Source organism: Tatumella ptyseos (assembly GCF_030552895.1).
Classification (GTDB): domain Bacteria; phylum Pseudomonadota; class Gammaproteobacteria; order Enterobacterales; family Enterobacteriaceae; genus Rosenbergiella; species Rosenbergiella ptyseos_A.
The window spans coordinates 706,777-730,666 of record NZ_CP130649.1; the positions used below are offsets into that span (position 1 = coordinate 706,777).

The 23,890-nt window shown below is 48.5% G+C and carries 19 protein-coding genes; 16 read left to right on the forward strand and 3 right to left on the reverse strand.

Annotated features, from left to right (window positions below):
• Positions 1–132: 132 nt before the first annotated feature.
• From QJR74_RS03455 to lplT, 6 genes are all read left to right on the forward strand, one after another.
• A complete protein-coding gene (locus QJR74_RS03455) occupies positions 133–1,356 on the forward strand; it encodes an efflux RND transporter periplasmic adaptor subunit (RefSeq protein ID WP_304373221.1) in 1,224 nt (407 codons plus the stop codon).
• The gene (locus tag QJR74_RS03460) at positions 1,356–4,553 is read left to right on the forward strand and encodes an efflux RND transporter permease subunit (RefSeq protein WP_304373223.1); all 3,198 of its coding nucleotides are present in this window, start codon (positions 1,356–1,358) and stop codon (positions 4,551–4,553) included. The genes QJR74_RS03455 and QJR74_RS03460 overlap by 1 nt, the downstream gene beginning before the upstream one ends.
• Complete coding sequence (locus tag QJR74_RS03465; RefSeq protein ID WP_304373225.1) at positions 4,550–7,654, forward strand: efflux RND transporter permease subunit; 3,105 nt, start codon at positions 4,550–4,552, stop codon at positions 7,652–7,654. Before QJR74_RS03460 ends, QJR74_RS03465 begins: the two co-directional genes overlap by 4 nt.
• Positions 7,651–9,048, forward strand: coding sequence for an efflux transporter outer membrane subunit (locus tag QJR74_RS03470; RefSeq protein WP_304373227.1), 1,398 nt, complete (start codon positions 7,651–7,653; stop codon positions 9,046–9,048). Before QJR74_RS03465 ends, QJR74_RS03470 begins: the two co-directional genes overlap by 4 nt.
• Positions 9,049–9,170: 122 nt before the next feature.
• The gene (gene aas, locus QJR74_RS03475; protein WP_304373229.1) at positions 9,171–11,333 is read left to right on the forward strand and encodes a bifunctional acyl-ACP--phospholipid O-acyltransferase/long-chain-fatty-acid--ACP ligase; all 2,163 of its coding nucleotides are present in this window, start codon (positions 9,171–9,173) and stop codon (positions 11,331–11,333) included.
• A 2-nt stretch (positions 11,334–11,335) separates the two neighbouring features.
• Complete coding sequence (gene lplT, locus QJR74_RS03480; RefSeq protein ID WP_304373230.1) at positions 11,336–12,529, forward strand: lysophospholipid transporter LplT; 1,194 nt, start codon at positions 11,336–11,338, stop codon at positions 12,527–12,529.
• A 7-nt stretch (positions 12,530–12,536) separates the two neighbouring features.
• On the opposite strand, the gene QJR74_RS03485 is transcribed toward lplT, so the two are convergent.
• The 3 genes from QJR74_RS03485 to mutH form a co-directional block, all read right to left on the reverse strand.
• Positions 12,537–13,577, reverse strand: coding sequence for an NADP(H)-dependent aldo-keto reductase (locus tag QJR74_RS03485; protein WP_304373232.1), 1,041 nt, complete (start codon positions 13,575–13,577; stop codon positions 12,537–12,539).
• Positions 13,578–13,590: 13 nt separating this feature from the next.
• Positions 13,591–13,809: a YgdI/YgdR family lipoprotein gene (locus QJR74_RS03490; protein ID WP_304373233.1), complete on the reverse strand. Its 219-nt coding sequence runs from the start codon at positions 13,807–13,809 to the stop codon at positions 13,591–13,593.
• A 315-nt stretch (positions 13,810–14,124) separates the two neighbouring features.
• On the reverse strand, positions 14,125–14,802 hold the full coding sequence (mutH, locus tag QJR74_RS03495) for a DNA mismatch repair endonuclease MutH (protein WP_304373234.1): 678 nt from the start codon (positions 14,800–14,802) through the stop codon (positions 14,125–14,127).
• 681 nt (positions 14,803–15,483) lie between these two features.
• Between mutH and rppH the strand changes: the two genes are divergently transcribed.
• From rppH to QJR74_RS03545, 10 genes are all read left to right on the forward strand, one after another.
• Positions 15,484–16,011 (forward strand): RNA pyrophosphohydrolase, encoded by a 528-nt coding sequence (gene rppH / locus QJR74_RS03500; protein WP_304373235.1) that lies wholly within the window; start codon positions 15,484–15,486, stop codon positions 16,009–16,011.
• 3 nt (positions 16,012–16,014) lie between these two features.
• On the forward strand, positions 16,015–18,270 hold the full coding sequence (gene ptsP, locus QJR74_RS03505) for a phosphoenolpyruvate--protein phosphotransferase (protein ID WP_304373236.1): 2,256 nt from the start codon (positions 16,015–16,017) through the stop codon (positions 18,268–18,270).
• A 121-nt stretch (positions 18,271–18,391) separates the two neighbouring features.
• Entirely contained in the window at positions 18,392–19,273 is an 882-nt protein-coding gene (gene lgt, locus QJR74_RS03510) for a prolipoprotein diacylglyceryl transferase (protein ID WP_304373237.1), read from the forward strand.
• Positions 19,270–20,064, forward strand: a complete 795-nt coding sequence (thyA, locus tag QJR74_RS03515; protein WP_304373238.1) for a thymidylate synthase — start codon at positions 19,270–19,272, stop codon at positions 20,062–20,064. Before lgt ends, thyA begins: the two co-directional genes overlap by 4 nt.
• Before the next feature lie 288 nt (positions 20,065–20,352).
• Positions 20,353–21,063, forward strand: a complete 711-nt coding sequence (locus QJR74_RS03520; RefSeq protein WP_304373239.1) for a bacteriorhodopsin — start codon at positions 20,353–20,355, stop codon at positions 21,061–21,063.
• Between the two features lie 29 nt (positions 21,064–21,092).
• Complete coding sequence (locus QJR74_RS03525; protein WP_304373240.1) at positions 21,093–21,875, forward strand: Brp/Blh family beta-carotene 15,15'-dioxygenase; 783 nt, start codon at positions 21,093–21,095, stop codon at positions 21,873–21,875.
• Between the two features lie 210 nt (positions 21,876–22,085).
• Positions 22,086–22,562: a prepilin-type N-terminal cleavage/methylation domain-containing protein gene (locus QJR74_RS03530; RefSeq protein WP_304373241.1), complete on the forward strand. Its 477-nt coding sequence runs from the start codon at positions 22,086–22,088 to the stop codon at positions 22,560–22,562.
• The gene (locus QJR74_RS03535; RefSeq protein WP_304373242.1) at positions 22,559–23,110 is read left to right on the forward strand and encodes a prepilin peptidase-dependent protein; all 552 of its coding nucleotides are present in this window, start codon (positions 22,559–22,561) and stop codon (positions 23,108–23,110) included. The genes QJR74_RS03530 and QJR74_RS03535 overlap by 4 nt, the downstream gene beginning before the upstream one ends.
• Positions 23,110–23,568: a DUF2509 family protein gene (locus QJR74_RS03540; protein WP_304373244.1), complete on the forward strand. Its 459-nt coding sequence runs from the start codon at positions 23,110–23,112 to the stop codon at positions 23,566–23,568. The genes QJR74_RS03535 and QJR74_RS03540 overlap by 1 nt, the downstream gene beginning before the upstream one ends.
• Complete coding sequence (locus QJR74_RS03545; protein ID WP_441007628.1) at positions 23,561–23,848, forward strand: hypothetical protein; 288 nt, start codon at positions 23,561–23,563, stop codon at positions 23,846–23,848. Before QJR74_RS03540 ends, QJR74_RS03545 begins: the two co-directional genes overlap by 8 nt.
• The last annotated feature ends 42 nt before the right edge of the window (positions 23,849–23,890 follow it).

Sequence of the window (23,890 nt, forward strand, 5' to 3'; positions counted from 1 at the left end):
TTTAACGCCTTCCTTACCAATTTATTCTGGCAACTGAGCGACAGCTTGCTAATAATGTAGGTTACTTTGACCTCACTGTTTGCCTCTTCGCGACAGAAGGTTGTTGATGTCTTTTGATGATTAAGAAGAACCATGACCAATACTTCTCAACGACCCGCGCGTCGTGTTTGGCTCAAAAAACTGGCCATTATTCTTGTTATTATTGTGCTAGCTGTGATTGCTTGGCGTCTGTTCTTTACTCACTCCTCTTCTTCAGCAGGCGGCGCACCATCAGGAAGACATGCAATGAGGCCTGGGATGGGGGCGGGAAGCGCCACTATCGTTCATGCTGTGACGGCGAAGCAGGCAGACGTTCCAGTCTATGTGTCGGCACCCGGTACCGTTATTCCTAATGCTAGTGTCACGGTGACGAGCCGTATCACTGGTCAGCTCGATAAGGTCCTGTTCACCGAGGGGCAGAAAGTGACCGCCGGGCAACTCTTGGCGCAAATCGACGATCGCGATTACCAAGCAACCCTCGCGCAGTACCAAGGGGCCTTGGCGGAAAACCAAGCGTTGCTTAAGAACGCCGAGTTGACCTTAGCGCGCTACCGTAAGCTTTATGCTCAAGATTCTTTATCCAAACAAGATTTAGAAAGCCAAATTGCGACGGTGGGCCAGTATCGTGGCACCGTGCAGCAAGATATTGCGCAAATTAATAATGCGAAGGTCAGCATTAGTTATGCTCGGATCACTGCCCCAGTCACCGGACGGGTTGGCTTGCGTCTGGTCGATGCCGGCAACTTAGTGCAGAGTGGCGATAGTACTGGCATTGTGACCATTACCCAGATGCAACCTGCTGCGGTCACCTTCAGTGTCCCGCAGAGTTATGTTAGCCAATTGGCCAGTAAGCTCCATCAAGGGCAAGCCTTGCCGGCGACTGCCCTCGATCAAGACGGTTCAACCGTCCTCGCTCAGGGTGACGTTCGCTTTATCAGCAATACTATTGATACCAGCACAGGCAGTGTGGCGCTAAAAGCGATGTTCGCTAACCAAAATGAGGCGCTCTTTGCTAATCAGTTTGTGAATTTACGTTTGCAAATCGATCTTTTGAAGCAGGCGACGGTGGTGTCAAGTCAAGCGATTCAACTAAGCAGCGATGGTAGCTTTGTATTTATTGTCAAACCGGACAATACCGTGGTGCGTCAAGCGGTGAAAACGGGGCCGCTATTCGGTAACGACCAGCAGGTCATTCTATCCGGGGTGAAGCCGGGTGATAAATTGGTCTCTGACGGCATTGATCGACTGACCACCGGGAGTAAGGTGACGGTTGCCGAGGCAACAACCACTCAGACTGCAGAAAACAAGGCTGAGTAATGAATCCTTCTCGTCTCTTTATCCAACGCCCGGTCGCCACCGTCCTGTTGATGGTGGCTGTATTACTCTCGGGGATTTTCGCCTATCGTTTCCTATCGGTTTCAGCATTACCCCAAGTTGATTACCCAACGATTCAGGTGACCACTCTCTATCCTGGTGCTAGCCCAGAAGTGATGTCGACATCGGTAACGGCACCCCTTGAGCGTGAGTTAGGTGAGATGAGTGGCTTAAGTGCCATGACCTCAAGCTCGTCCTCAGGCTCGTCATTGATCACACTACGCTTCGGTTTAACCACCTCGCTTGATGTGGCGGAGCAAGAAGTACAAGCGGCGATAAACTCGGCGAATAGCTTATTGCCCAGTGATCTACCGAATCCACCAACCTATAAAAAGGTTAACCCCGCGGATACTCCGGTTGTTACCATTGCCGCGACCTCAGACAGTCTATCCTTGACACGGGTACAAGATCTGTTAAATACCCGAGTGGCGCTAAAGCTTTCGCAGATTTCCGGTGTGGGCTTAGTGAGCTTAGACGGGGGCAACAAGCCAGCGATTCGTATTCAGTTAAACCCCACCGCGTTAGCCGCCCATAAGCTCACCCTAGAAGAGGTGAACACTGTCGTCGGCAACAGCAATGTTAATGGTTCTAAGGGCGGCTTCGATGGAAAGTTCCACTCGGTCACCATCGATGCGAACGACCAACTGCGCACTCCTGAAGAGTACGCTAACCTCATTATTACTTGGCAGAATGGGGCGGCACTAAGGCTGAAAGATATCGCCACCATTACTCAAGGTGCCGAAAACACTTTCCAATCGGCTTGGGCTGATAATCATCCGGCAATCATTATGAACGTTCAGCGACAACCGGGTGCGAACGTTATTCAGGTGGTGGATGATATTAAGGCGCAGCTACCGAAACTGCAGCAGACCTTACCTGACGGGGTAAAATTACAAATTGTTGCGGACCGTACTCAAACCATCCGTGCTTCGATCAGTGATGTCCAGTTTGAGATGGTGCTCTCTATTGCCTTGGTAGTCATGGTGACATTCCTGTTTTTACGCAATATTGCCGCGACCTTGATCCCAAGCGTGGCGGTACCGCTCTCGCTGATTGGGACGTTCGGCGTGATGTACCTGCTAGGCTTTAGCCTCAATAACCTCTCTTTGATGGCGTTAACTATTGCTACCGGATTCGTGATCGATGATGCGATTGTGGTGGTGGAGAATATCTCGCGCCGTCTGGAAGAGGGTGAATCGCCGATGCAGGCGGCTTTAAAAGGCTCGCAACAAATTGGTTTCACCATTATCTCGTTAACCTTTTCGTTAATCGCTGTACTGATCCCATTACTCTTTATGGGCGATGTCGTGGGGCGCTTATTCCGTGAGTTTGCGATTACGCTGGCGGTATCGATCTTAGTGTCGATGTTGGTTTCATTAACCCTCACCCCCATGCTCTGTGCTTACTTATTGAAGCATACGCCTCCCGAGCAGCAGTCACGCTTCGCGCAGAAGGGCGAGCAGTGGTTTGAGAAAATTGTGCGGGGCTATGACCGGCTATTAAGCGTCGTCCTGAACCATCAGAAGTTAACGCTACTGGTGGCGGTAGGAACCTTCGTGTTGACGGCGTTACTTTACGTGGTGGTTCCTAAAGGCTTTTTCCCACAACAAGATACCGGCATGATCCAAGGCATTACCATCGCCTCGCAAGATGTATCGTTTCAAGAGATGGCGAACCGGCAAAAACAGTTAGCCGCGATCATCCTTAAAAATGACAATGTTGATGCCTTAACCTCGACGATTGGTATTGATGGCACCAATACCAGCCTGAATAGTGGGCACTTACAAATTACGCTGAAATCTTTTGAGGACCGCAGTGAGCGGGCCGATAAAGTAATCACCGAATTAAAACAGGCAGCTAAACAGGTACCGGGTATTCAGTTGTATTTGCAGTCGTCGCAAGACTTAACCGTTAACGACCAAGTGACGCCGAACCAATACCAATTTACCCTCACCGATCTCAGTAGCGAAAACTTGGTGAAGTGGACGCCTCAATTAATTGCGGCGCTTGCCAAACGGCCAGAGTTCAGCGATGTGGTCAGCAACTTACAGGACCAAGGCCGCATTGCCTACGTCGATTTGGATCGCGATAAAGCTTCGCGCTTAGGGATCACCGCAGCGGATGTCGACACTGCACTGTATAACGCCTTCGGCCAGCGGTTAATTTCGACGATTTTCACCCAATCTAACCAGTATCGCGTCGTGTTAGAGGTGGCGCCTCAGTATCAGCAAACACCGTCTTCACTTGACGATATTTGGTTGAAAAGCTCGGTGACATCAAACAGCACGTCGAGTAGTTCGACGTCGTCGACCACTAGCTCAAGCTCGACCACTTCGTCTAGCACTAGCTCGACCTCTACCGAGAGTGGCATGGTCAAACTGACCGCGGTCGCGACGGTTCATCAACGCCTTGGCTCGTTAATGAACATGCGCCTTAACCAATATCCTGCGGTGATGGTCTCGTTTAATTTAGCCGATGGCTACTCGATTGAGGAAGCACAGCAGGCGATTACGGAAGTGAGCCAACAGCTCTCATTACCAGACAGTATCTCGTTACAATACCAGGGTGAAGCAGCGTCGTTTGAGAGTGCCACCAGTAATACGCTTTGGCTAATTTTAGCCGCACTGCTCACCATGTATCTGGTGTTGGGGATTCTCTATGAAAGCTTTATTCATCCGGTCACCATTCTTTCCACACTCCCTTCAGCGGCGATTGGCGCGCTATTAGCGCTACTGCTTAGCGGCAGCGAATTCAGTTTGATTGCGCTAATCGGGGTCATTTTGCTGATAGGTATCGTCAAGAAAAATGCGATTATGATGATCGACTTTGCCCTGCAGGCTGAGCATGAACAGCATATGTCGCCGCGTGACGCCATCCATCAGGCATGCTTACTACGTTTTCGCCCAATCCTTATGACCACTATGGCTGCTTTGCTGGGGGCGTTGCCCTTAATGTTAGCCAGTGGTTCGGGAGCCGAGCTGCGCCAGCCTCTAGGATTAGTGATTGTCGGCGGATTGATTGTCAGTCAAGTTTTAACGCTTTTCTCGACGCCAGTGATCTATCTTTGGTTTGATCACTGGTCGGAACGTGGACGCCGTTTTATCGCAAGGAAACAACAACGTCGTCGGGATGAACGATGAATATCACACGCTTATTTATTTTCCGCCCGGTTGCAACGTTATTGTTGACTGCAGCGTTGGTACTGTTGGGCTTTTTGGGCTATCGGCTCTTGCCGGTAGCGCCTTTACCTCAGGTAGACTTCCCGACCATTATGGTCTCAGCAAGCTTGCCAGGGGCTAGCCCTGAAACGATGGCGGCAACGGTCGCTACGCCGCTAGAACGCGCATTGGGGCAAATTGCGGGTGTATCTGAGATGACGTCCAGCAGCTCGCAAGGGTCGACTCGGGTCGTCCTACAGTTTGATCTAGATCGTGATATAAACGGTGCCGCCCGTGATGTGCAGGCAGCGATTAATGCATCACGTAGCCTACTGCCCAGCAGCATGCCGTCATTACCGACCTATCGCAAAGCTAACCCTTCCGATGCGCCGATCGTATTACTCGCACTGACCTCGAAAACGCGTACTGCCGGGCAGTTATACGATATTGCTGAAAGTAAAATCGAGCAGGTCTTGGCGCAGGTCAGTGGGGTAGGCGAAGTGTCGCTGATGGGCAGTGCGCTGCCTGCCGTGCGTATCGACTTACAACCTAATAAATTGACGCAATATGGCGTTTCCTTGGACGAAGTGCGTCAAGCCGTCGCCAACAGTACCTCGAACCTTCCGAAAGGGATTATTCAAGGTCCGCATCTCTCTTGGGCGATCGACGGCAACAGCCAATTAGATAAAGCTGCGCTCTATCAGGATCTCATCATTCGTTATCAGGATGGCAAAGCGTTACGCCTTAAGGACGTGGCGACCATCTACGATGGGGTTCAGGACAAGTATGTTGGGGGGGCGTTGAATGGTAACCCCGCGGTGATGCTTGGGGTGACTCGCCAAGCGGGGGCTAATATGCTGGTGACCATTGACGAGATCAAAGCTAAGTTGCCGCAACTCCGTGAACAATTACCGGCAGATACTTCATTGCAGCTGGTCTTAGACCGCTCACCTAATGTTCGCTCTTCCCTTTATGAAACCGAGGAAACGTTACTGGTCGCGGTGATGCTGGTGGTCGCGGTGGTTTTCGTCTTCTTACGGGATTGGCGTTCGGTACTAATCCCTGCCTTAGCACTGCCGGTATCCTTAATTGGTACCTGTATTTTTATGTATCTACTGGGCTATAGCCTCGATAACTTATCGTTGATGGCCTTGATTATCGCTACCGGCTTCGTGGTCGACGATGCCATTGTGGTGCTGGAAAATATCATAAGGCATATAGAAGAGGGACTCAGTCCGGTACGGGCAGCTATTCGTGGCGCAAAGGAGGTGAGCTTTACGGTACTTTCCATGACCGCCTCCCTTATCGCGGTCTTCATTCCCATCCTGCTGATGGGCAGTATTGTTGGGCGCCTATTCAGAGAATTTGCGGTGACCTTATCGATTTCGCTGGTGATTTCGATGTTTGTTTCACTCAGTTTGACGCCTATGCTCTGCGCACGTTTACTTAAACGTCGTCCACCAGTGACACAGCGTCCCCATCCCGTTTTCCAATGGATTGAACGTCGACTTACCGCATTATTAGCCCTGTATAGCCGTGGATTGAAGTGGGTACTTGCCCACCAGAAATTGACCATGCTCGGCCTATTAGCGACTGTGCTACTGAATTTCTATTTATTTACCGTGGTCCAGAAAGGATTTTTCCCAGATCAAGATACGGGGATGTTGATGGGAATGGTCAGGGCTGACCAAAGTGTCTCGTTCGAGGCGATGACGCCGAAGGTCAATCAATTTACCCAGCTGATCTTACATGACCCTGATGTCGATGCGGTGATGTCTTCGCGCGGCGGAGGAATGTTTGGCTCGCGTAGTTCGGCGACCTTTTTTGTGAAACTCAAATCCTTAGATCAGCGGAAAGCGTCCGCGACGGAAATTGCTAACCGACTCAGTATGAAAGGCAGTCAGATTGCCGGTGCTCAGATGTTCTTGATGGCGGCGCAGGATCTACGTGTCGGTGGCAGGAGCGCCAATGCCTCTTATCAATACAGTTTACAAGCCGATGACTTGGCGCTATTACGTGAGTGGACCCCAAAAGTACAGAAGGCCTTTAGCGCCTTACCGCAATTAACCAGTGTTGACTCCGACTCGCAAACCGGCGGTCAAGAAGTGATGATTACCATCGATCGCGATGCGGCAACACGCCTTGGGGTGGATGTTGATATGCTGGATACCATGCTGAATAATGCCTTCAGTCAGCGGCAAATTGCGACCATCTATAAAACCTTGAATCAATACAAGGTGGTCATGATGTTACAAAGTAGCAATACACAGGATGCGGATGAGCTATCAAAAATTTATGTTCTCAACGACGATGGTGACCGAATCCCCCTTTCTGCTATTGCCAAATTCAGTGGGGCGAATGCCCCGTTGTCGGTTGCACACCAAGGACAATCGGCCACCAGTACTATCGCGTTCAACTTAGCGGATGGCGTCTCGCTTGAACAGGCCCAGGCCGTCATTAAGCAGACGATGGCGAAGATTGGCGTTCCCGATACTATTGCCGCCAGTTTCCAAGGGACTGCCCAGGCTTTTAGCCAGTTAACCGCGACCTTACCTTGGTTGATTTTAGCGGCCTTAGCTGCGGTCTATATCGTGCTTGGGATGCTCTACGAGAGTTATATCCACCCGCTGACCATCTTATCAACCTTACCTTCCGCTGGGGTCGGCGCACTGCTATTGTTAATTTTAACCAATACGCAGCTGACGGTGATTGCACTAATCGGCATCATCTTGCTGATCGGAATTGTGAAGAAGAACGCCATTATGTTGATTGATTTCGCGTTAGAGGCTGAGCGGCGCGGGATGACATCACAACAAGCGATCACTGAGGCCTGCTTAAAGCGTTTTCGCCCGATTATGATGACCACGTTAGCGGCATTTTTTGGGGCGTTACCGATGGCATTAGGCAGTGGCGGCGATGCTGATTTACGAAGCCCGTTGGGTATCGCGATTGCAGGGGGGCTTGCCCTCAGCCAGTTATTAACGCTGTTTACGACGCCAGTGGTGTATCTATGGTTAGATAAAGTGAGTCGGGTAACTCGGCAGCGCTGGCACCGTTATCGTCATTCAGGAAATGAGTCATGAAAGTAGCTTTTAAAATCTCGACCCTCAGCGTTATGCTGCTATTAACTGGGTGCATGGTTGGTCCAGACTATCATCGCCCCACGCAATCTATGCCGCTGGCCTTTAAAGAAGCCAAAGGATGGCAGCAAGCCCAGCCACAGGATAGGGTGCAGAAAGGTGAGTGGTGGCAGGTCTATCAAGATCCGCAACTGAGCCAATTACTCTCGCAAGTGGCTATCTCAAACCAAAACGTCGCCATGTATGCTGCGCAGTATCGTCAAGCCTTGGCGCTTACCGACCAGGCCACCGCAAATCTTTATCCGACGGTTACCGGTGATGTACAATCGACGCGTAGTGGGAGCGCCAGTTCGGGGCAACGCACTACCAGTAATAGTCACTCGGCACAACTTAGCGCCAGCTGGGAACTCGATCTGTGGGGCAAATTACGCCGTCAAGCCGCTGAGGATCGGGCGAGTGCGCAGTCGAGTCAAGCCGATCTGGCTAACGCGACGCTCAGTGCGCAAAGTACTTTAGCGCAAGATTACTTCCAATTACGGATCCTCGACCAGCGTATTGCGCTCTATCAGAAAAGTATTGACGCTTACCAAGGCTACTTACGGATTATTAATAATAAGTATCAGGCGGGTAGTGAAAACCGTGCAACGGTTGCCCAAGCGCAGATGCAGTTACAGAGCGCGCGCTCGACCCTGCTCGGTATCACTTGGCAGCGGGCGCAATATGAACATGCTATCGCCACGCTATTAGGTAAAACGCCGGCAGAGTTCTCCTTAGCCGCTGCCCCCCTTACGGCGACCTTACCGCAAATCCCCGTGATGGTGCCTTCTAAGTTACTCCAGCGTCGTCCAGATATTGCGGTAGCGGAACGTTCCATGGCTGCAGCGAACGAGGCAATTGGGGTTGCCATTGCTGGTTATTTCCCTGATTTAACGCTGAGTGCCTCCGGCGGGACCAGTGCCAGCGAGCTGCATAACCTGTTCTCGCTCCCTTATCGGGTTTGGTCACTCGGCCCGGAACTGAGCGGAACGATTCTAGACTTCGGTGCGACCAAAGCCTCCGTGGCCCAAGCACGCGCTGCCTATGATGCGCAAGTGGCCAACTATCGACAAACAGTGTTAACCGCGATGCAGGATGTGGAGGATAACTTAGTCGAATTAAACACGCTGGGCGAAGAAATCAAGGCACAGCAAGCCTCGGCCCAAGCCGCCATGACTTCAGCCCAAGTCACTCGTAATCAATATGATGCGGGGATGATCGATTATCTTGATGTGGCAACTACCGAAAATAGTAGCCTGAGTGAGCAGCAATCCTTACTTCAGTTGCAGAGTCAGCAGTGGGTAAGCAGCGTTGCATTAATTGCGGCATTAGGGGGCGGTTGGCATACGCCCGAACAGTGATTATCACACTAAGTCATTAAATTAGTTAACCTATAATTAACGACAAAATTTGTCAGCAAGACGTTAAACGTGTTTAATCAAAGGTATCAAATTTTGATACCTTTGATTTTTACAGGGAAAACATGTTGCTCAAATTTCTGCGGTGGGTCTGCCAACTCTTATGGCGCGTTGAAGTACAAGGAGAGACGTCGAGTTTTACCTCCCAAAAAGTGATTATCACGCCTAATCACGTCTCCTTTCTTGATGGGATTCTTCTCACGCTTTTTCTTCCTGTTAAACCGGTTTTCGCCATTACGTCCACCTATGCCAACCACTGGGCACTGCAGCGGGTAAAACGCTGGGTGGATATTGTTGCGTTGGACCCGGCCAGACCCATGACCATGAAGCGCCTAATTAAAGAGGTGAACAGTGGCCGTCCGGTGATTATCTTTCCTGAAGGTCGGATCTCAGTGACCGGCTCTCTAATGAAAATCTATAGTGGCGCGGGGTTTATTGCTGCGAAAACAGCTGCAACGGTGATCCCCATTCGTATCGAAGGGGCAGAGTACACGCCGTTCAGCCGTTTACCGGCTAAACGCCGTTTATTCCCTAAAATTCGTCTCTTTATTTTACCCGCTACGCATATCCCTATGCCGCAAGCCGCCAAAGCCCGTCAACGACGAGTGTTAGCCGGTGAGCACCTTGCCCATATCATGCAAGAAGCACGAATGGCGGTTCGTCCACGTGAGACACTCTATGAAGCCTTCATCCATGCCGGCCAACGTTTTGGTTGGTCCCATGGCTGCGTAGATGATAGTAATTTTTCCGTAAACAGCTATCGGCAATTGCTGAAGAAAATATTGGGGGTAGCCTGTATTCTCGACAAGCAAACCCAACCAGGGCAAAACATTGGCCTGCTGTTACCCAACAGCGTCGTCACTGTCGCAACGATCTTGGCGGCGACGGCACGAGGCCGCGTGCCTGCCATGCTCAATTACTCAGCGGGAAATAGTGGGCTACATGCCGCGATTAAGGCGGCTGAGATCACCACTATTTTTACCTCCCGCCAGTTTCTCGATAAGGGAAAATTGCACTTTTTGGTTGAGAATGCCCCGCATGTTCGTTGGCTCTATCTCGAAGACTTAAAAGAGACGCTAACCAGAGAGGATAAATGGTGGGTAGCGAAGCATCTCTTCTTCCCTAAAGCGGCGCAAATCGCTCAACAGCCGGAAGACGCTGCGGTAATTCTGTTTACTTCTGGTTCAGAAGGCGTCCCGAAAGGTGTGGTACACAGCCATAAAAGTTTGTTAGCCAATGTTGAACAGATTCGTACTGTTGCTGACTTTTTGCCGCGCGATTGCTTTTTATCTGCCATGCCGCTGTTTCATGCCTTTGGTCTGACGGTAGGCTTACTTTTACCGCTCGCTACTGGTGCGAAAGCCTTTCTTTATCCCAGCCCTCTGCATTATCGGGTTATTCCTGAACTGGTGTACGACCAAGACTGCACCGTGTTATTCGGTACCTCGACCTTCTTAAACTATTATGGGCGTTTTGCTGAGGGCTACGATTTCGCTCGTTTACGCTATGTGGTGGCCGGGGCGGAGAAGCTGCAAGAAAATGTCCGTCAGTTATATGCAGAAAAATTCGGTATTCGTATCTTAGAAGGCTACGGCGCAACAGAATGCGCTCCAGTCTTATCGATAAATCTGCCGATGGCGGCTAAGATTAATACCGTCGGACGCTTATTGCCCGCCATGGACTTTCGTTTGATTGCGGTATCGGGTATTGAGCAGGGGGGGCGCCTACAGGTTCGTGGTCCGAATATTATGAAAGGCTACTTACGGGTTAACAATCCGGGGCATATCGAACCCCCTGCGGCAGACAATGGCGAAGGGCAGCTCGACGCTGGATGGTATGATACCGGCGATATCGTTAGCTTTGATGAAGACGGTTTTTGCCGAATCCAAGGACGAGTGAAACGCTTTGCTAAACTCGCGGGTGAGATGGTTTCACTGGAAAGTGTCGAGTCTCTCGTGATGGCAGCCTCTCCCGATCAACAGCATGCGGTGACGGTAAAAGAGGATTCGCAGAAAGGCGAGGCGCTGGTGCTTTTTACGACCGACACGCACTTACAACGTGATGTGTTATCGAACGAAGCTAAAGCCAAAGGATTGAGTGAATTACTGGTGCCACGCGATATTCGCGTGGTTGAGAGCTTACCAGTACTCGGCAGCGGTAAACCCGATTATGTTTCGCTTAAAGCGATGGCAGCAGAGCCAGCGCGTTCACTTTCTGACAATGGGTAACAATGAAATTATCTGCAGAATCACCCCTTAATGTACCGGGCATTCGCCCGGTTTTATTGGCGCAATTTTTCTCCGCCTTCGCGGATAATGCGCTACTTTTTGCTACCTTGGCCCTGCTCAAAAATGCCGAGTATCCAGATTGGAGCCAGCCAATCCTACAAATGGTGTTTGTCATTGCTTATATCCTGTTAGCACCCTTTGTCGGCCATTTTGCGGATCGTTTCTCCAAGGGACGAGTTATGATGGTGGCTAACAGTATTAAGCTGATTGGCGTCATTGCGATTGGCGTCAATTTCAGTCCATTCCTTGGCTATAGCTTGGTCGGTATTGGTGCAGCGGCTTACTCGCCAGCTAAATATGGTATTTTGGGCGAGTTACTGCCAAGCAAGCAGTTAGTGAAAGGAAATGGCCTGATGGAGGGATCGACCATCGCAGCCATTCTGCTAGGTTCAGTCAGCGGCGGTATTTTGGCCGATTGGCATGTCTCTACCGCTCTCTTAGTCTGTGCCATTATCTATGCCCTAGCGGTGATGGCAAATGTCATGATCCCCAAGTTGGAAGCGGCACGCCCTCATGGTAATTACAATCCAAAACGCCTGATAAATCAGTTTGTGCAGGCGACTCAAACCCTGTGGCATGATAAAACCTGCCGCTTTTCGTTGATTGGTACCAGTATGTTCTGGGGAGCTGGGGTGACCTTACGTTTCCTGTTAGTTATCTGGGTTCCGGTCGCGCTAGGTATTCAAGATAACACCACACCGACCACCTTGAATGCGATGGTGGCCCTAGGGATTGTTGTGGGGGCCTTTCTGGCGGCGAAATGGGTCTCTTTACAGCATGCGGGTAAAGCGTTACCGGCGGGCATAGCGGTAGGATTATTAGTCGTGGTTTTCGCGCTAGAAACCCATTTACTCCCTGCTTACGGATTATTAGTCTTAGTTGGTATCTTTGGGGGCTTTTTCGTTGTCCCTCTTAATGCCTTGCTCCAAGAGCGTGGACAACAAACTGTGGGAACGGGAAGTGCTATCGCCGTACAAAATCTCGGTGAAAATAGCGTGATGCTGGGCATGTTGGTGCTGTACAGCGTGGCAATTTGGCTAGGGGCTTCTGCAGTAGTAACAGGCGTCGCGTTCGGCATTTTGTTTGCGCTCGCGATCACCTGTTTATGGTTGTGGCAGTTAAAAAGAAAAGCGTGATGACGTCTTAAGGCGCAGGATTAGGAAAACGGCGATGGATCGCCTCAATACCCGCGAGAACCTCTTCATTCAACGTCACCTCGAAACTATCAATATTCTGCTTCAACTGTTCTAAGGTGGTTGCACCTAGCAAGGTACTTGCAACGAATGGTTGTTGCCGCACGTAGGCTAACGCCATCTGGCAAGGGTCTAGCTGGTGTGCTTCAGCCAGCGCGACATATTGCGCGATAGCTTGTTCAGTGTATTCGCCGTTATAGCGCGTAAAGCGGCTAAATAAGGTGTTACGAGCCTTCTCTGGACGTTTCCCCCCCAAATATTTACCGCTCAGTGTGCCAAAGGCGAGGGAAGAGTAGGCGAGTAATTCAATCCCTTCGAACTGACTGATTTCAGATAATCCAATCTCGAAGCTACGATTGACTAAACTGTAAGGATTTTGGATCGATACGATTCGTGGAAGGTCATGTTTTTCTGCAAGTTGCAGATAACGCATCACTCCCCATGGTGTTTCATTCGATACGCCGATATAGCGAATTTTTCCTGCCCGCACATGCTCCGATAACGCTTCCAATGTCTCCAATAAAGTTACCGGGACATTATCTTCGCTGTATTGATACTCCAATTTACCAAAACAGTTCGTGGGGCGCTGGGGCCAATGTAATTGGTAAAGATCCAGATAATCGGTATTGAGACGGCTAAGGCTTGCTTCCAAAGCTTGGCGAATATTTTTTCGGTCTAAGGCCTGTTGTGGGCGAATAGAGGCATCATTGCCACGGACCGGACCTGCCACTTTGCTGGCGAGTATGATCTTGTCGCGTTCCCCGCTTCTCTTTAACCAACTCCCAATATAGCTTTCGGTGAGACCTTGGGTTTCAGGGCGGGGGGGAACGGGATACATTTCGGCAGTATCAATCAGGTTGATTCCACGTTCGCGTGCATAATCAAGTTGTTGGTGGGCATCCGCTTCGCTGTTTTGCTCACCGAAGGTCATGGTACCCAAGCCTAATTGACTAATCTCGAGACTACTATGGGGAATACGGTGATAGTGCATGCATCAATCCTTATTATTTTTTTATAATACTGGAAATATCGTCGCTATTAATTTGCGTAGTGTGGCCCTGTTGGTCAGTGTACTCAACCAGTCCGGTCTCTTTATCTATAATGGGTTTGCCTTCAGTAACCAGCATTTTCCCATCTTTAGTGGCCATCACGTAATCGCTCGAACACCCGCTCAGTAATAAGCTGCCGGTTACGCCGACGAGTAGTAAAACAACTTTAATCATCTCTTTTCGTCCTCTTTTCATTAGCGCAACAGTTAAGCGATGATAACGATTAGCATAAACCAGAATTGTCTGGTTTCCTCTCTACACGAGGTGGGGGGGCTCATTAACCTTTTAGCACGCGGTGTGACTGCTGAAAACAATAATTTAATTATTTGAATTCTAAGCAAAAATAAAATCAGGGTCCAACAAGCGGTCGACGAGATTAAAACGTAAAAAGATATGTCTTTCTAGCGCCAACTCAGATGAGTAATTACGCTTAACTATCAGTAAGCTAAAGCCTAACCCCTTACTTGGCAAGCCCTTAGTAAAGGTCTCTTAACCAAAGTGCCTAGCCAGTAATGGAGCAGTAAAACGCTTCTTCAAATAGAAGCCACGTGGCAGCGTGAGAATTTTATTCCCGGAAGGCCCGATCGCCTCGGTCAAGGCCCGATTGTTGGCGGCTTTAGGGCGGATCTGTAGGTATTCACCATGGCGAGCGGTAATCGCTTCGACACGACCTAATGCAATCATCTCCATTAACTCCTCCCAATCCGTTTGCAATTGGTGGTCTTCTTCTGGAGAAGGTTGCCACAGAAGCGGTGCACCAATACGACGTTCGGCAAGGGGAATCGTTCGCTCACCTTCAATAGGTATCCATAGGACCTTAGCCAGTTTTTGGCGAACATGGCTTTGCGGCCAAGTGACGCCGATATTGCCGGTTAACGGTGCCACGCAGACAAAGGTCGTTTCCAGCGGTTCGCCTTTAGCATTGATTGGAATGGTTTTTAGTTCTATCCCCAAGTGCGCGAAATCTTGCTCAGCTTTACTGCCCGCTTGTGCCCCGAGTGCTAACTCAATTAAATTCCCCACCCAACCTTTATTACGTTGTAGGTTTGCTGGCATTTGCACACCGTGTTCAATGGCCACGTCAGCAAAGGTTTTCCCTGCAATCCGTTGCGCTCGGCTCAGCAGTTCTCGTTCAGAGGTGGGTGGATCAAGATAGGCTAATGGCATTGCTCACTCTTTTGTATGAAAAATAACCAGTGTTAACTAGGGTTTTAAAAACAGACGCTTTAATTCACTAGATTAAGAATAATAGCATGAAATATCATGGTTTTTTACGGGAATACTTTATCGACCAAGAGGCGTATTGATCGGGTTATCCCAGTTTCAAGACATTCATAAACAGCTTTGTCACCCTAGTTATCCACAGAAAAATTGGATAACTCTCGAATTTTGAGAGTACTGTTTCTATTTACAGCCTTGACACTGGGGTTTGACTAGTTTTTTTTCGACTTATGCGTAACATTCAGGCATCTTCTGTGGATAATTTAATAAATGGTTAAATTTTAACCTTTGTGTTGAATGGTCAGAAAGTCATAGCAGGAAAGGCTAATAAAATGTTGTTTATAAAGTCGGTAACTTCCTGTATTTTATCGTTTTTATATGGGTGGTTTATTAAGGATTAAAGCAGGTTTAAAAGTGATTATTCAACTGAATCCCATCTTTTTCACAAAGCTATCCACAGAAAAGGTGAATAAAATAGGTTAACTCTGTGCTAATTTGTTTATAACTTTACTTTTAGCCCTAAGTTATCCCAATAATCCCTGGCGTTTTTGGCGTAAGTCAATGGTTTACCGCCCGAGTGGAGTGTGAAACAATCAGGATATCTAAAAAGAATATTGAGGTAGTCCAGTGATCGATGATGATGGCTACCGCCCTAACGTGGGTATCGTAATTTGTAATCGCCAAGGACAGGTTTTATGGGCTCGGCGATTTGGACAGCACTCTTGGCAATTTCCGCAAGGCGGGATTAATTCTGGCGAGACGGCTGAACAGGCGATGTACCGAGAATTATTTGAAGAAGTGGGACTGCACCGTAAAGATGTGCGTATTCTTGCTTCGACACGTAATTGGTTGCGCTACAAATTACCTAAACGTCTAGTGCGATGGGATACTCGGCCTGTGTGTATCGGCCAAAAACAGAAGTGGTTTCTGTTACAACTTCAGTGTCAAGATTCTGCCGTCAATGTGCAACGGAGCAGTACGCCGGAATTTGATGGGTGGCGCTGGGTGAGTTTTTGGTATCCAGTCCGTCAGGTGGTCTCTTTCAAACGGGACGTTTATCGACGGGTAATGAAAGAATTTGCAACATCGTTAATGGCTCAACCGGAAGGGGGAGGCCAGCGTTCGAATTACTCAGGCCGGCGTAAAAGGGGTTGATCGATGGCATTGAAGCTCACACAGTTACGGGATATTGTTGAAAAAGTGGCGAGTGCGCCGCGGCTCAATGATGCATTAGAAATTCTCGTAAATGAGATTTGTCATACGATGGAAACAGAAGTCTGTTCCATCTACTTGGCAGATCATGAGCGTGGTTGCTACTATTTGATGGCAACCCGGGGCCTTAAAAAACCTCGTGGCAAAAACATCACCCTCGCCTTAGATGAAGGTATTGTTGGTTTAGTAGGACGCCTTGCTGAACCAATAAACTTAGCGGATGCGCCTTCTCACCCTAGTTTTAAGTACATTCCTTCGGTTAACGAAGAACACTATCGCGCCTTTCTTGGCGCCCCGATCGTCTCACGCCGTACGGTACTCGGCGTGCTGGTCGTGCAACAGCGTGAACCCCGTCAGTATGATGAAAGTGAAGAGTCGTTTCTCGTCACCTTGGCGACCCAGGTCGCCACACTGCTCTCTCCCTCGCAACTTCGCCAATTATTTGGTTTATATCGTCAGAGTCGCCTTCAGGGCATTGCCGCCTCGCCTGGCGTGGCTATAGCACCGGGGTGGGTTGACCAGGTACAGCCACTTCTCGAACAGGTTACCCGAGCTTCAGCGCTCGATATTGAGCAAGAACAAGAACGCATGTTATTGGCCATGTCTGAAGCCGCAGAGGAGTTTCGGCGTTACAGTAAACGTTTTTCAGGCAGCGCGCAGAAAGAGAGCGCAGAGATTTTTAATCTCTATTCCCATTTATTAAGTGAGCCTCGGCTGAAAAAAAGCCTGCTGGCGGAAATCGAGCAAGGCATTGTGGCAGAGTGGGCGGTTAAAGTCGTGATTGAAAAATTCGCCGCACAGTTTTTGGAGCTAAAAGATAACTATCTGCGCGACCGCGCCAACGATTTACGGGAGTTAGGTCAACGCCTACTTTTTCACCTCGATGACTCCTTACAGGGGAGTAACAGCTGGCCCGAACGCTTTGTTTTAGTTGCCGACGAATTAACCGCGACATCGCTTGCTGAGATCCCTCAAGATCGCTTGGCAGGGATAGTCGTCAGAGATGGCGCTGCAAACTCCCACGCCGCCATTCTGACACGCGCCATGGGTATTCCCACCGTAATGGGCGTCGATATCCGGCCGGAACAACTTGATAAGCGTCAGCTAATAGTCGACGGTTACCGTGGTGAAGTGTTAATAGAGCCGGAACCGATACTGATTAAAGAGTATCAACGCCTGCTTAAAGAGGAAAATGCACTTAGTAAAACGGCGGAAACCGCGGCCGAGTTACCGGGCGAATTGAAGAGTGGAGAGCATATTGCCATTATGCTTAACGCGGGATTAAGCGCCGAATTGGAGCTCAATCAAGATAAATGGGTTGAAGGGATAGGGCTTTACCGCACAGAAGTTCCCTTTATGTTGCAAAGTGGCTTTCCTTCGGAAGAGGAGCAAGTCGCTCAATATCAAGGGATGTTACAGCTCTTCCACCAGAAACCGGTGACCTTGAGAACGCTCGACATTGGGGCAGATAAGCAATTGCCTTATATGCCGATTAGCGAAGAGAACCCGGCCCTGGGTTGGCGGGGTATTCGGTTGACCTTAGATCAACCCGAAATCTTCTTGGTCCAGATCCGTGCGATGTTAAGGGCGAATGCCGCGTCGGGTAATTTACGGATCCTGCTGCCGATGATCACTAGCATCGAAGAGATCGATGATGCCCGCCACCTGATTGATCGCGCGATTTATGAGGTCGAAGAACTCCTGGGTTATGAGATCCCTTCGCCGGAAGTTGGGATTATGCTGGAAGTACCCTCAATGATCTTTTTGATCCCACAATTGGCACGAAAGGTCGACTTTATTTCGGTAGGGACCAACGATTTAACCCAATATTTGCTAGCGGTAGACCGTAATAATACCCGGGTCGCGAACTTATATAGTGCCTTACATCCCGCGGTTTTACAGGCGCTCTACCGTATTATGACCCTCGCTACGCGCGTCAACTTACCTGTCTGTTTATGTGGGGAAATGGCTGGCGACCCAACTTGTGTGCCGCTACTGGTCGGGATGGGCTATCGCCACTTGAGTATGAACGGGAAAAATATCCCGCGGGTAAAATACCTATTACGACACTTAGAATGTAATGAGACCGAACAACTGGCGGCGCAAGTTTTACAGTCCAGTACGACCAGCGAGGTCCGCTACCAAATCTCGGTCTTTATGGAACGTCGTGGATTAGGCGGGTTAATCCGCGGCGGTCGTTAATACTCGGCTACATTTACTGGCCCGCAATCTTGCGGGCTTATGCTATGATTTCGCCCAACCTATTTGTTCACCCCCTTAATAATGAGGCGCGAGTGATTGATTTAACAACCAATGGTGCAAGATGACTGCGAGCTATCTTAAGTTTCCACAATTTGACCCGGTAATTTTCTCTATCGGTCCAATCTCCCTTCACTGGTATGGGTTGATGTATTTGGTCGGCTTTATTTTCGCCATGTGGTTAGCAACCCGGCGTGCAAATAAGCCTGGCAGTGGTTGGACCAAAAACGAAGTTGAAAATCTTCTCTACGCCGGTTTCTTAGGGGTATTTTTAGGGGGCCGGATCGGTTATGTCTTATTCTATAACTTACCGCTTTTCTTAGAAAATCCGCTCTATCTATTCAAAGTTTGGGACGGTGGAATGTCGTTCCACGGTGGGTTAATTGGTGTCATTGTCGTGATGCTAGTATTTGCCCGTAGAACCCACCGTAACTTCTTCCAAGTTTCCGATTTTATTGCGCCGTTGATTCCATTTGGCTTAGGCGCAGGTCGCTTAGGTAACTTTATCAATGGTGAGTTGTGGGGACGTGTAGACCCTAATTCGTCTTGGGCAATGTTGTTCCCAGGCTCCCGTGATGAAGACATAGCCTTAATCCCAAGCCATCCGCAGTGGCAATCTCTGCTAGACACCTATGGCGTACTGCCGCGTCACCCCTCGCAGCTATACGAATTAGCCTTAGAAGGTGTGGTCCTCTTTATTATTCTGAATCTGTTTATTCGTAAACCGCGTCCAATGGGCAGTGTTTCGGGTCTATTTCTGATAGGCTATGGCGCTTTCCGTATTATCGCCGAGTTTTTCCGCCAGCCTGATGCGCAGCTTGGGTTATTCGGTGGGGTGATCAGCATGGGGCAGATCTTGTCTATCCCAATGATTGTCGCTGGAGTGATAATGATGATTTGGGCATACAAACGCCAGTCAAAGACTGTAACGAGTGAAGTAAAATGAACCAATATTTGCAACTGATGCAGAAAGTCCTCTCTGAAGGCGCGGTAAAAGACGACCGTACCGGTACTGGAACCTTATCTATTTTTGGTCACCAAATGCGCTTCGATCTGCAACAGGGTTTTCCCCTCGTCACCACCAAAAAATGCCATCTGCGCTCAATTATTCATGAGTTACTGTGGTTTTTGAAAGGCGACACTAATATCGCTTACCTGAAAGAGAACAAGGTAACGATTTGGGATGAGTGGGCAGATGAGCAAGGGAACTTAGGTCCGGTTTATGGTCAACAATGGCGTAGTTGGCCAGCCGCTGATGGCCGTCATATCGACCAAATTAGTGAAGTGATCCGCCAGATTAAACAGGACCCCGATTCACGCCGCATCATCGTATCAGCGTGGAATGTGGGAGAGTTAGATAAAATGGCGCTGGCGCCTTGTCATGCCTTTTTCCAATTCTATGTGGTAAACGGTAAATTGAGTTGTCAGCTCTATCAACGCTCTTGTGATGTGTTCTTAGGCTTACCTTTTAACATCGCCAGTTATGCTTTATTAGTGCATATGATTGCGCAGCAGTGCGATCTCGAGGTGGGCGATTTCGTCTGGACAGGCGGAGATACGCATCTCTATTCCAATCACTTGGAACAGGCGAACCTACAATTAAGCCGCGAACCTCGAGCGCTTCCTAAATTGGTCATTAAGCGTAAGCCTGACACCATTTTTGATTACTGCTTCGATGATTTCGATATCGAAGGCTACGATCCACATCCAGCGATCAAGGCCCCCGTCGCAATTTAAGTCGTCGAGTTTCAACCTTAACGGCCGAAAGCGTCTCAGTATCCAAGTCTGTAACCCTATTAGGGTTGCAGACTTTTTTCATTTCAATACCCTATAATTCGTTATCTTTTCAGCGCATGCTTAATCTACAATCTGGATTTTATCAAGCGGCGAGAAGAGTATTTATTTTCATAAATATCGCTGTTTAAATTTGCAGAAAATTAATCCCCTCATATACTTATCTTCATATGATTATCCTGATCATTATGTTCAATAAGAACTATTATAACTCTGTCTGGAGGGGGTTTAATGGGCCAAGTTCCACTGATTGCCGGTTTTACAATAATGTCACTCTCGACATTATTAATTTACCTTTCTGGAAGGAAAAAAGTTGCCATTAAAAATCATGTTATGATGCATGCCATGGTCACCTTTATCGCTGCTACCGCTTATTTAGCGATGGCGTTAGGGGTGGGAAATGTAATGTCTGATAATGGAACAACTATTTATTTTGCGAGATATATTGACTGGTCTGTGACAACACCTATTTTATTAGCAGGCTTGGTGATGATTGCCTTTCATGAATATGGTCCTTCAAGCCAAATAAGTGGATATTTAACGGCAATTATTGGCTTAGATATTATCATGGTCATTACAGGATTATTATCCTCGCTGGCAGATGCTTTTATGTTGAAAGCAATCTGGTATTTATGGTCTTGTGTCGCCTTCCTGGGTGTACTTTTCTTATTATGGCGGCCCTTACGTAAAATTGCTGCGACGCGTGAACTCACGACTGCAGGAGGATATTACAAAAATATTACTCTGCTGACCTTAGTCTGGCTTATTTACCCTGTTGTTTTTCTGCTTGGGCCTGAAGGCTTAGGTGTAATCAGTGATGCAGCATCGGTATGGAGCTTCCTAGTGTTAGATGTTATCGCAAAAGTCTTCTATGCATTCTATGCGGCAAGAGTCTTAGTAAAATCTTTCCAAACATCGACCATTGATAATACTACGGTATGAGTGTCAAGCTGAACCGTAAAAGGGGCTGGATGTTACTTTATGGGGCAGCTTTCGCTGCCTCTTTTTGTCCACTAATGGTTCAACTACTCTTCGCCAGCGTAGCGATTGGCATCGTGGGTATGGCCCATGGCGCCAGTGATTTAGCCGTCGTTCCACCTGAAAAAAGAGTCGGATTCCTTTGCGGCTATGTCAGTATTATGACGGTCTGCTTGCTAGGCTGGCAGCACTTTCCCACCAGCGCATTACCTGGTTTCTTAGTGGCTTCAGCGATACATTTCACACTTGAAGAGCCGACGCAAAGCGGCTGGCTTACTCGTGTGGCCTTAGGTATAGGATTAGTAACTATCCCAGCGGTTTTTTATCGTAGCGATACGGCCGATCTCCTAAACTATGCTGGATTCTCACCGGCAGCATTGGGGGTGATGATGAACCTACTCCAAGGGACCGGGGCACTCTGCGCCGGAGGATTAATTTGTCTGATGCTGTTTACTCAACAATATCGACGTTTCACTGGTGTGGTGGCGTTACTTTTTTTCCCACCATTAGTGGGGTTTTCTGTCGGTTTTTTAATTCTTCATGCTTTTCCACAAACTGATGAACGCTGTACTGCCTTGGGTTGTCGTAATTATTATGATTATTTACGAGTAACATGGCCTATATTAGTCGGTGCACTTCTCTTTACTTTTGCTGCTATATTTTTTTTATTACCTTCAGCACAAAATAGCGTACGTAATCTCTTTACACTACTTACCGCTTTAGCATTGCCGCATTTATTAGTTACCCCTCTCTTTGAAAGAAAACGGATATTCTAATTTCTATAGTAGTCATAAATATTTTTTAGAAATTGATTTCATCTATATTCTCTCCTGCGTTTGAAAAAGTAATCAATTGATTTTCGTTTCGGGATCGAGATCGTATTATAAATAACCAAAATAACGAGTAGGGATATTAATTAAAGCTTTCCTCGCAGAATAAAGCTAATGGTTTGGTTGTTCTTTTTCATAAAGCAGTAAACTGTACCAATGCGATTATATTCTAGGATGTCTACCGCTGGATTCACCCTGCTAGAGATACTGATAGTGTTAGTGATCACTGCAGTATTAACAGGCTTAGGGAGTCAGTCCTTAAATCAGTGGCAATCTCGACAGCAGGTCAAGGCCAGTGCAAAAGAGTTAACCTATTTTTTAGATCGTTTACGCCAGCAGGCCAATGCCTATCACTTAACGATAAAATTTAGGCATTCGCTACAAAATGAGGAGACAGAAATTAGTGCGGTAAGCGAACGCTGGACCGGTAGGAACAAAAAGTGGACGTGGAAACCTAACACTCCCAAAGTAAAGTTGTTAGCGGTGGTGGGTGAGCCCCGTTTTTTTGGAAAACATGGCACCGCTTGGCCGGGAAGCTTTGAAATTGGGAATCAGGCTACACGTTGGAGAGTCATTATTTCTACCCATGGCAGAGTCCGTTACTGCGAGAGCCATATTAAGGGGTGTCAATGAAGTCAGCTATTGAACGTCAAGCCGGTTTTAGTCTGATTGAACTCCTGATCGCCTTAACGATTGGCGCCATACTTCTACTTAGTGCTGAACGTTTATTACCCTTGGTATGGCAACAGATGTCAGCGATGGAACAACGGCAATGGGTCCGCACTGAAATGCAACGATTACTACTCTTACTCGAAAAAGCGATTCGTCGAGCAGGATTTTGTAATGGAGATCGCTGTGGCGGGGTCAGTATGGAAATCAAAGATGAAGGTAAGTGTTTACTTATTCGCTGGGATGATAATGCCAATGGTCAATGGGAAGGCCCCGCGCATTCACAAAGCGATTATTTCGGTTACCGATACCGTGGGCTAGCCATAGAGAGTGCCAGAGGGGTGGTCGATTGTCACTCAGGGCAGTGGTCGCGCTTAACCCTCCCTACACAGGTGCAAGTGGTTGATTTCCAGGTAAAGAGGGTCGCTCAGCAGGTAGAAATCTACCTAAGGATAAAAGCGGGTAAGTACACACTTAATCGCCAACACAGAGTTAATCGAGAGAATAGCTAATGGCTATTTCATCTCGTAGCTCATCACAAGCAGGGAGTGTGGCCTTATTAAGCGTCCTACTGGTCATGATGTTAGCAATAGGTGTTTTACGCTTGAGCAGTGATTCTCTGCGTTATGGAGCACAGCAGGTCAACGATGAGAAAAATTATTTTCGAGCATTCTATCAAGCGCAGTCAGCGTTGGCTTGGGGGCGAGCCTTCACCTGGTCAGTGGCACAAGGGTGGCAATGCCCGTTATCGCCGTCAGCTTCTTTCTCGGTCTGTTTTTTACAAACTTCGCCATCGGAGGGCTGGTTACGAGGTGCCTCTGAAAAGAGTGAGTGGTTACTTTGGCAGCGAGTCATTTTCAATGAACTTTCCCCAGGACGACTCCGGCGACATCCTCGCGGCTGGACCGATGACTGCCCACTGTCCACCGAACTGTGCACCGCATCATTGTTTAGGGATAAGCTTGGTTGAGGTGCTGATTGCCTTAACATTATTATCGATCAGTAGTTTACTGATTTTACAGTTTATCAGTAGCTTACAGCTCAGTGAGCAGACTCTGTGGCAACGCCGTGAAACGTGGTGGGTATTAGCGCAACAGTTAGAAGGACGTCAGAGCGCTAACGACGCCATTATCGAACAGCTGATTGCGGAAACCCATGGCTGCTATTGGCAACGTGTCGCCTGGCAAGTGGCAAAGCGTTCACCACTGTATTTGGAACGTTTACATTGTCCGCAGAAAGGGGACGAGTAGGTCGTGATCCGCGACGAGGCAAGGTATACTGCTGTACTGGGT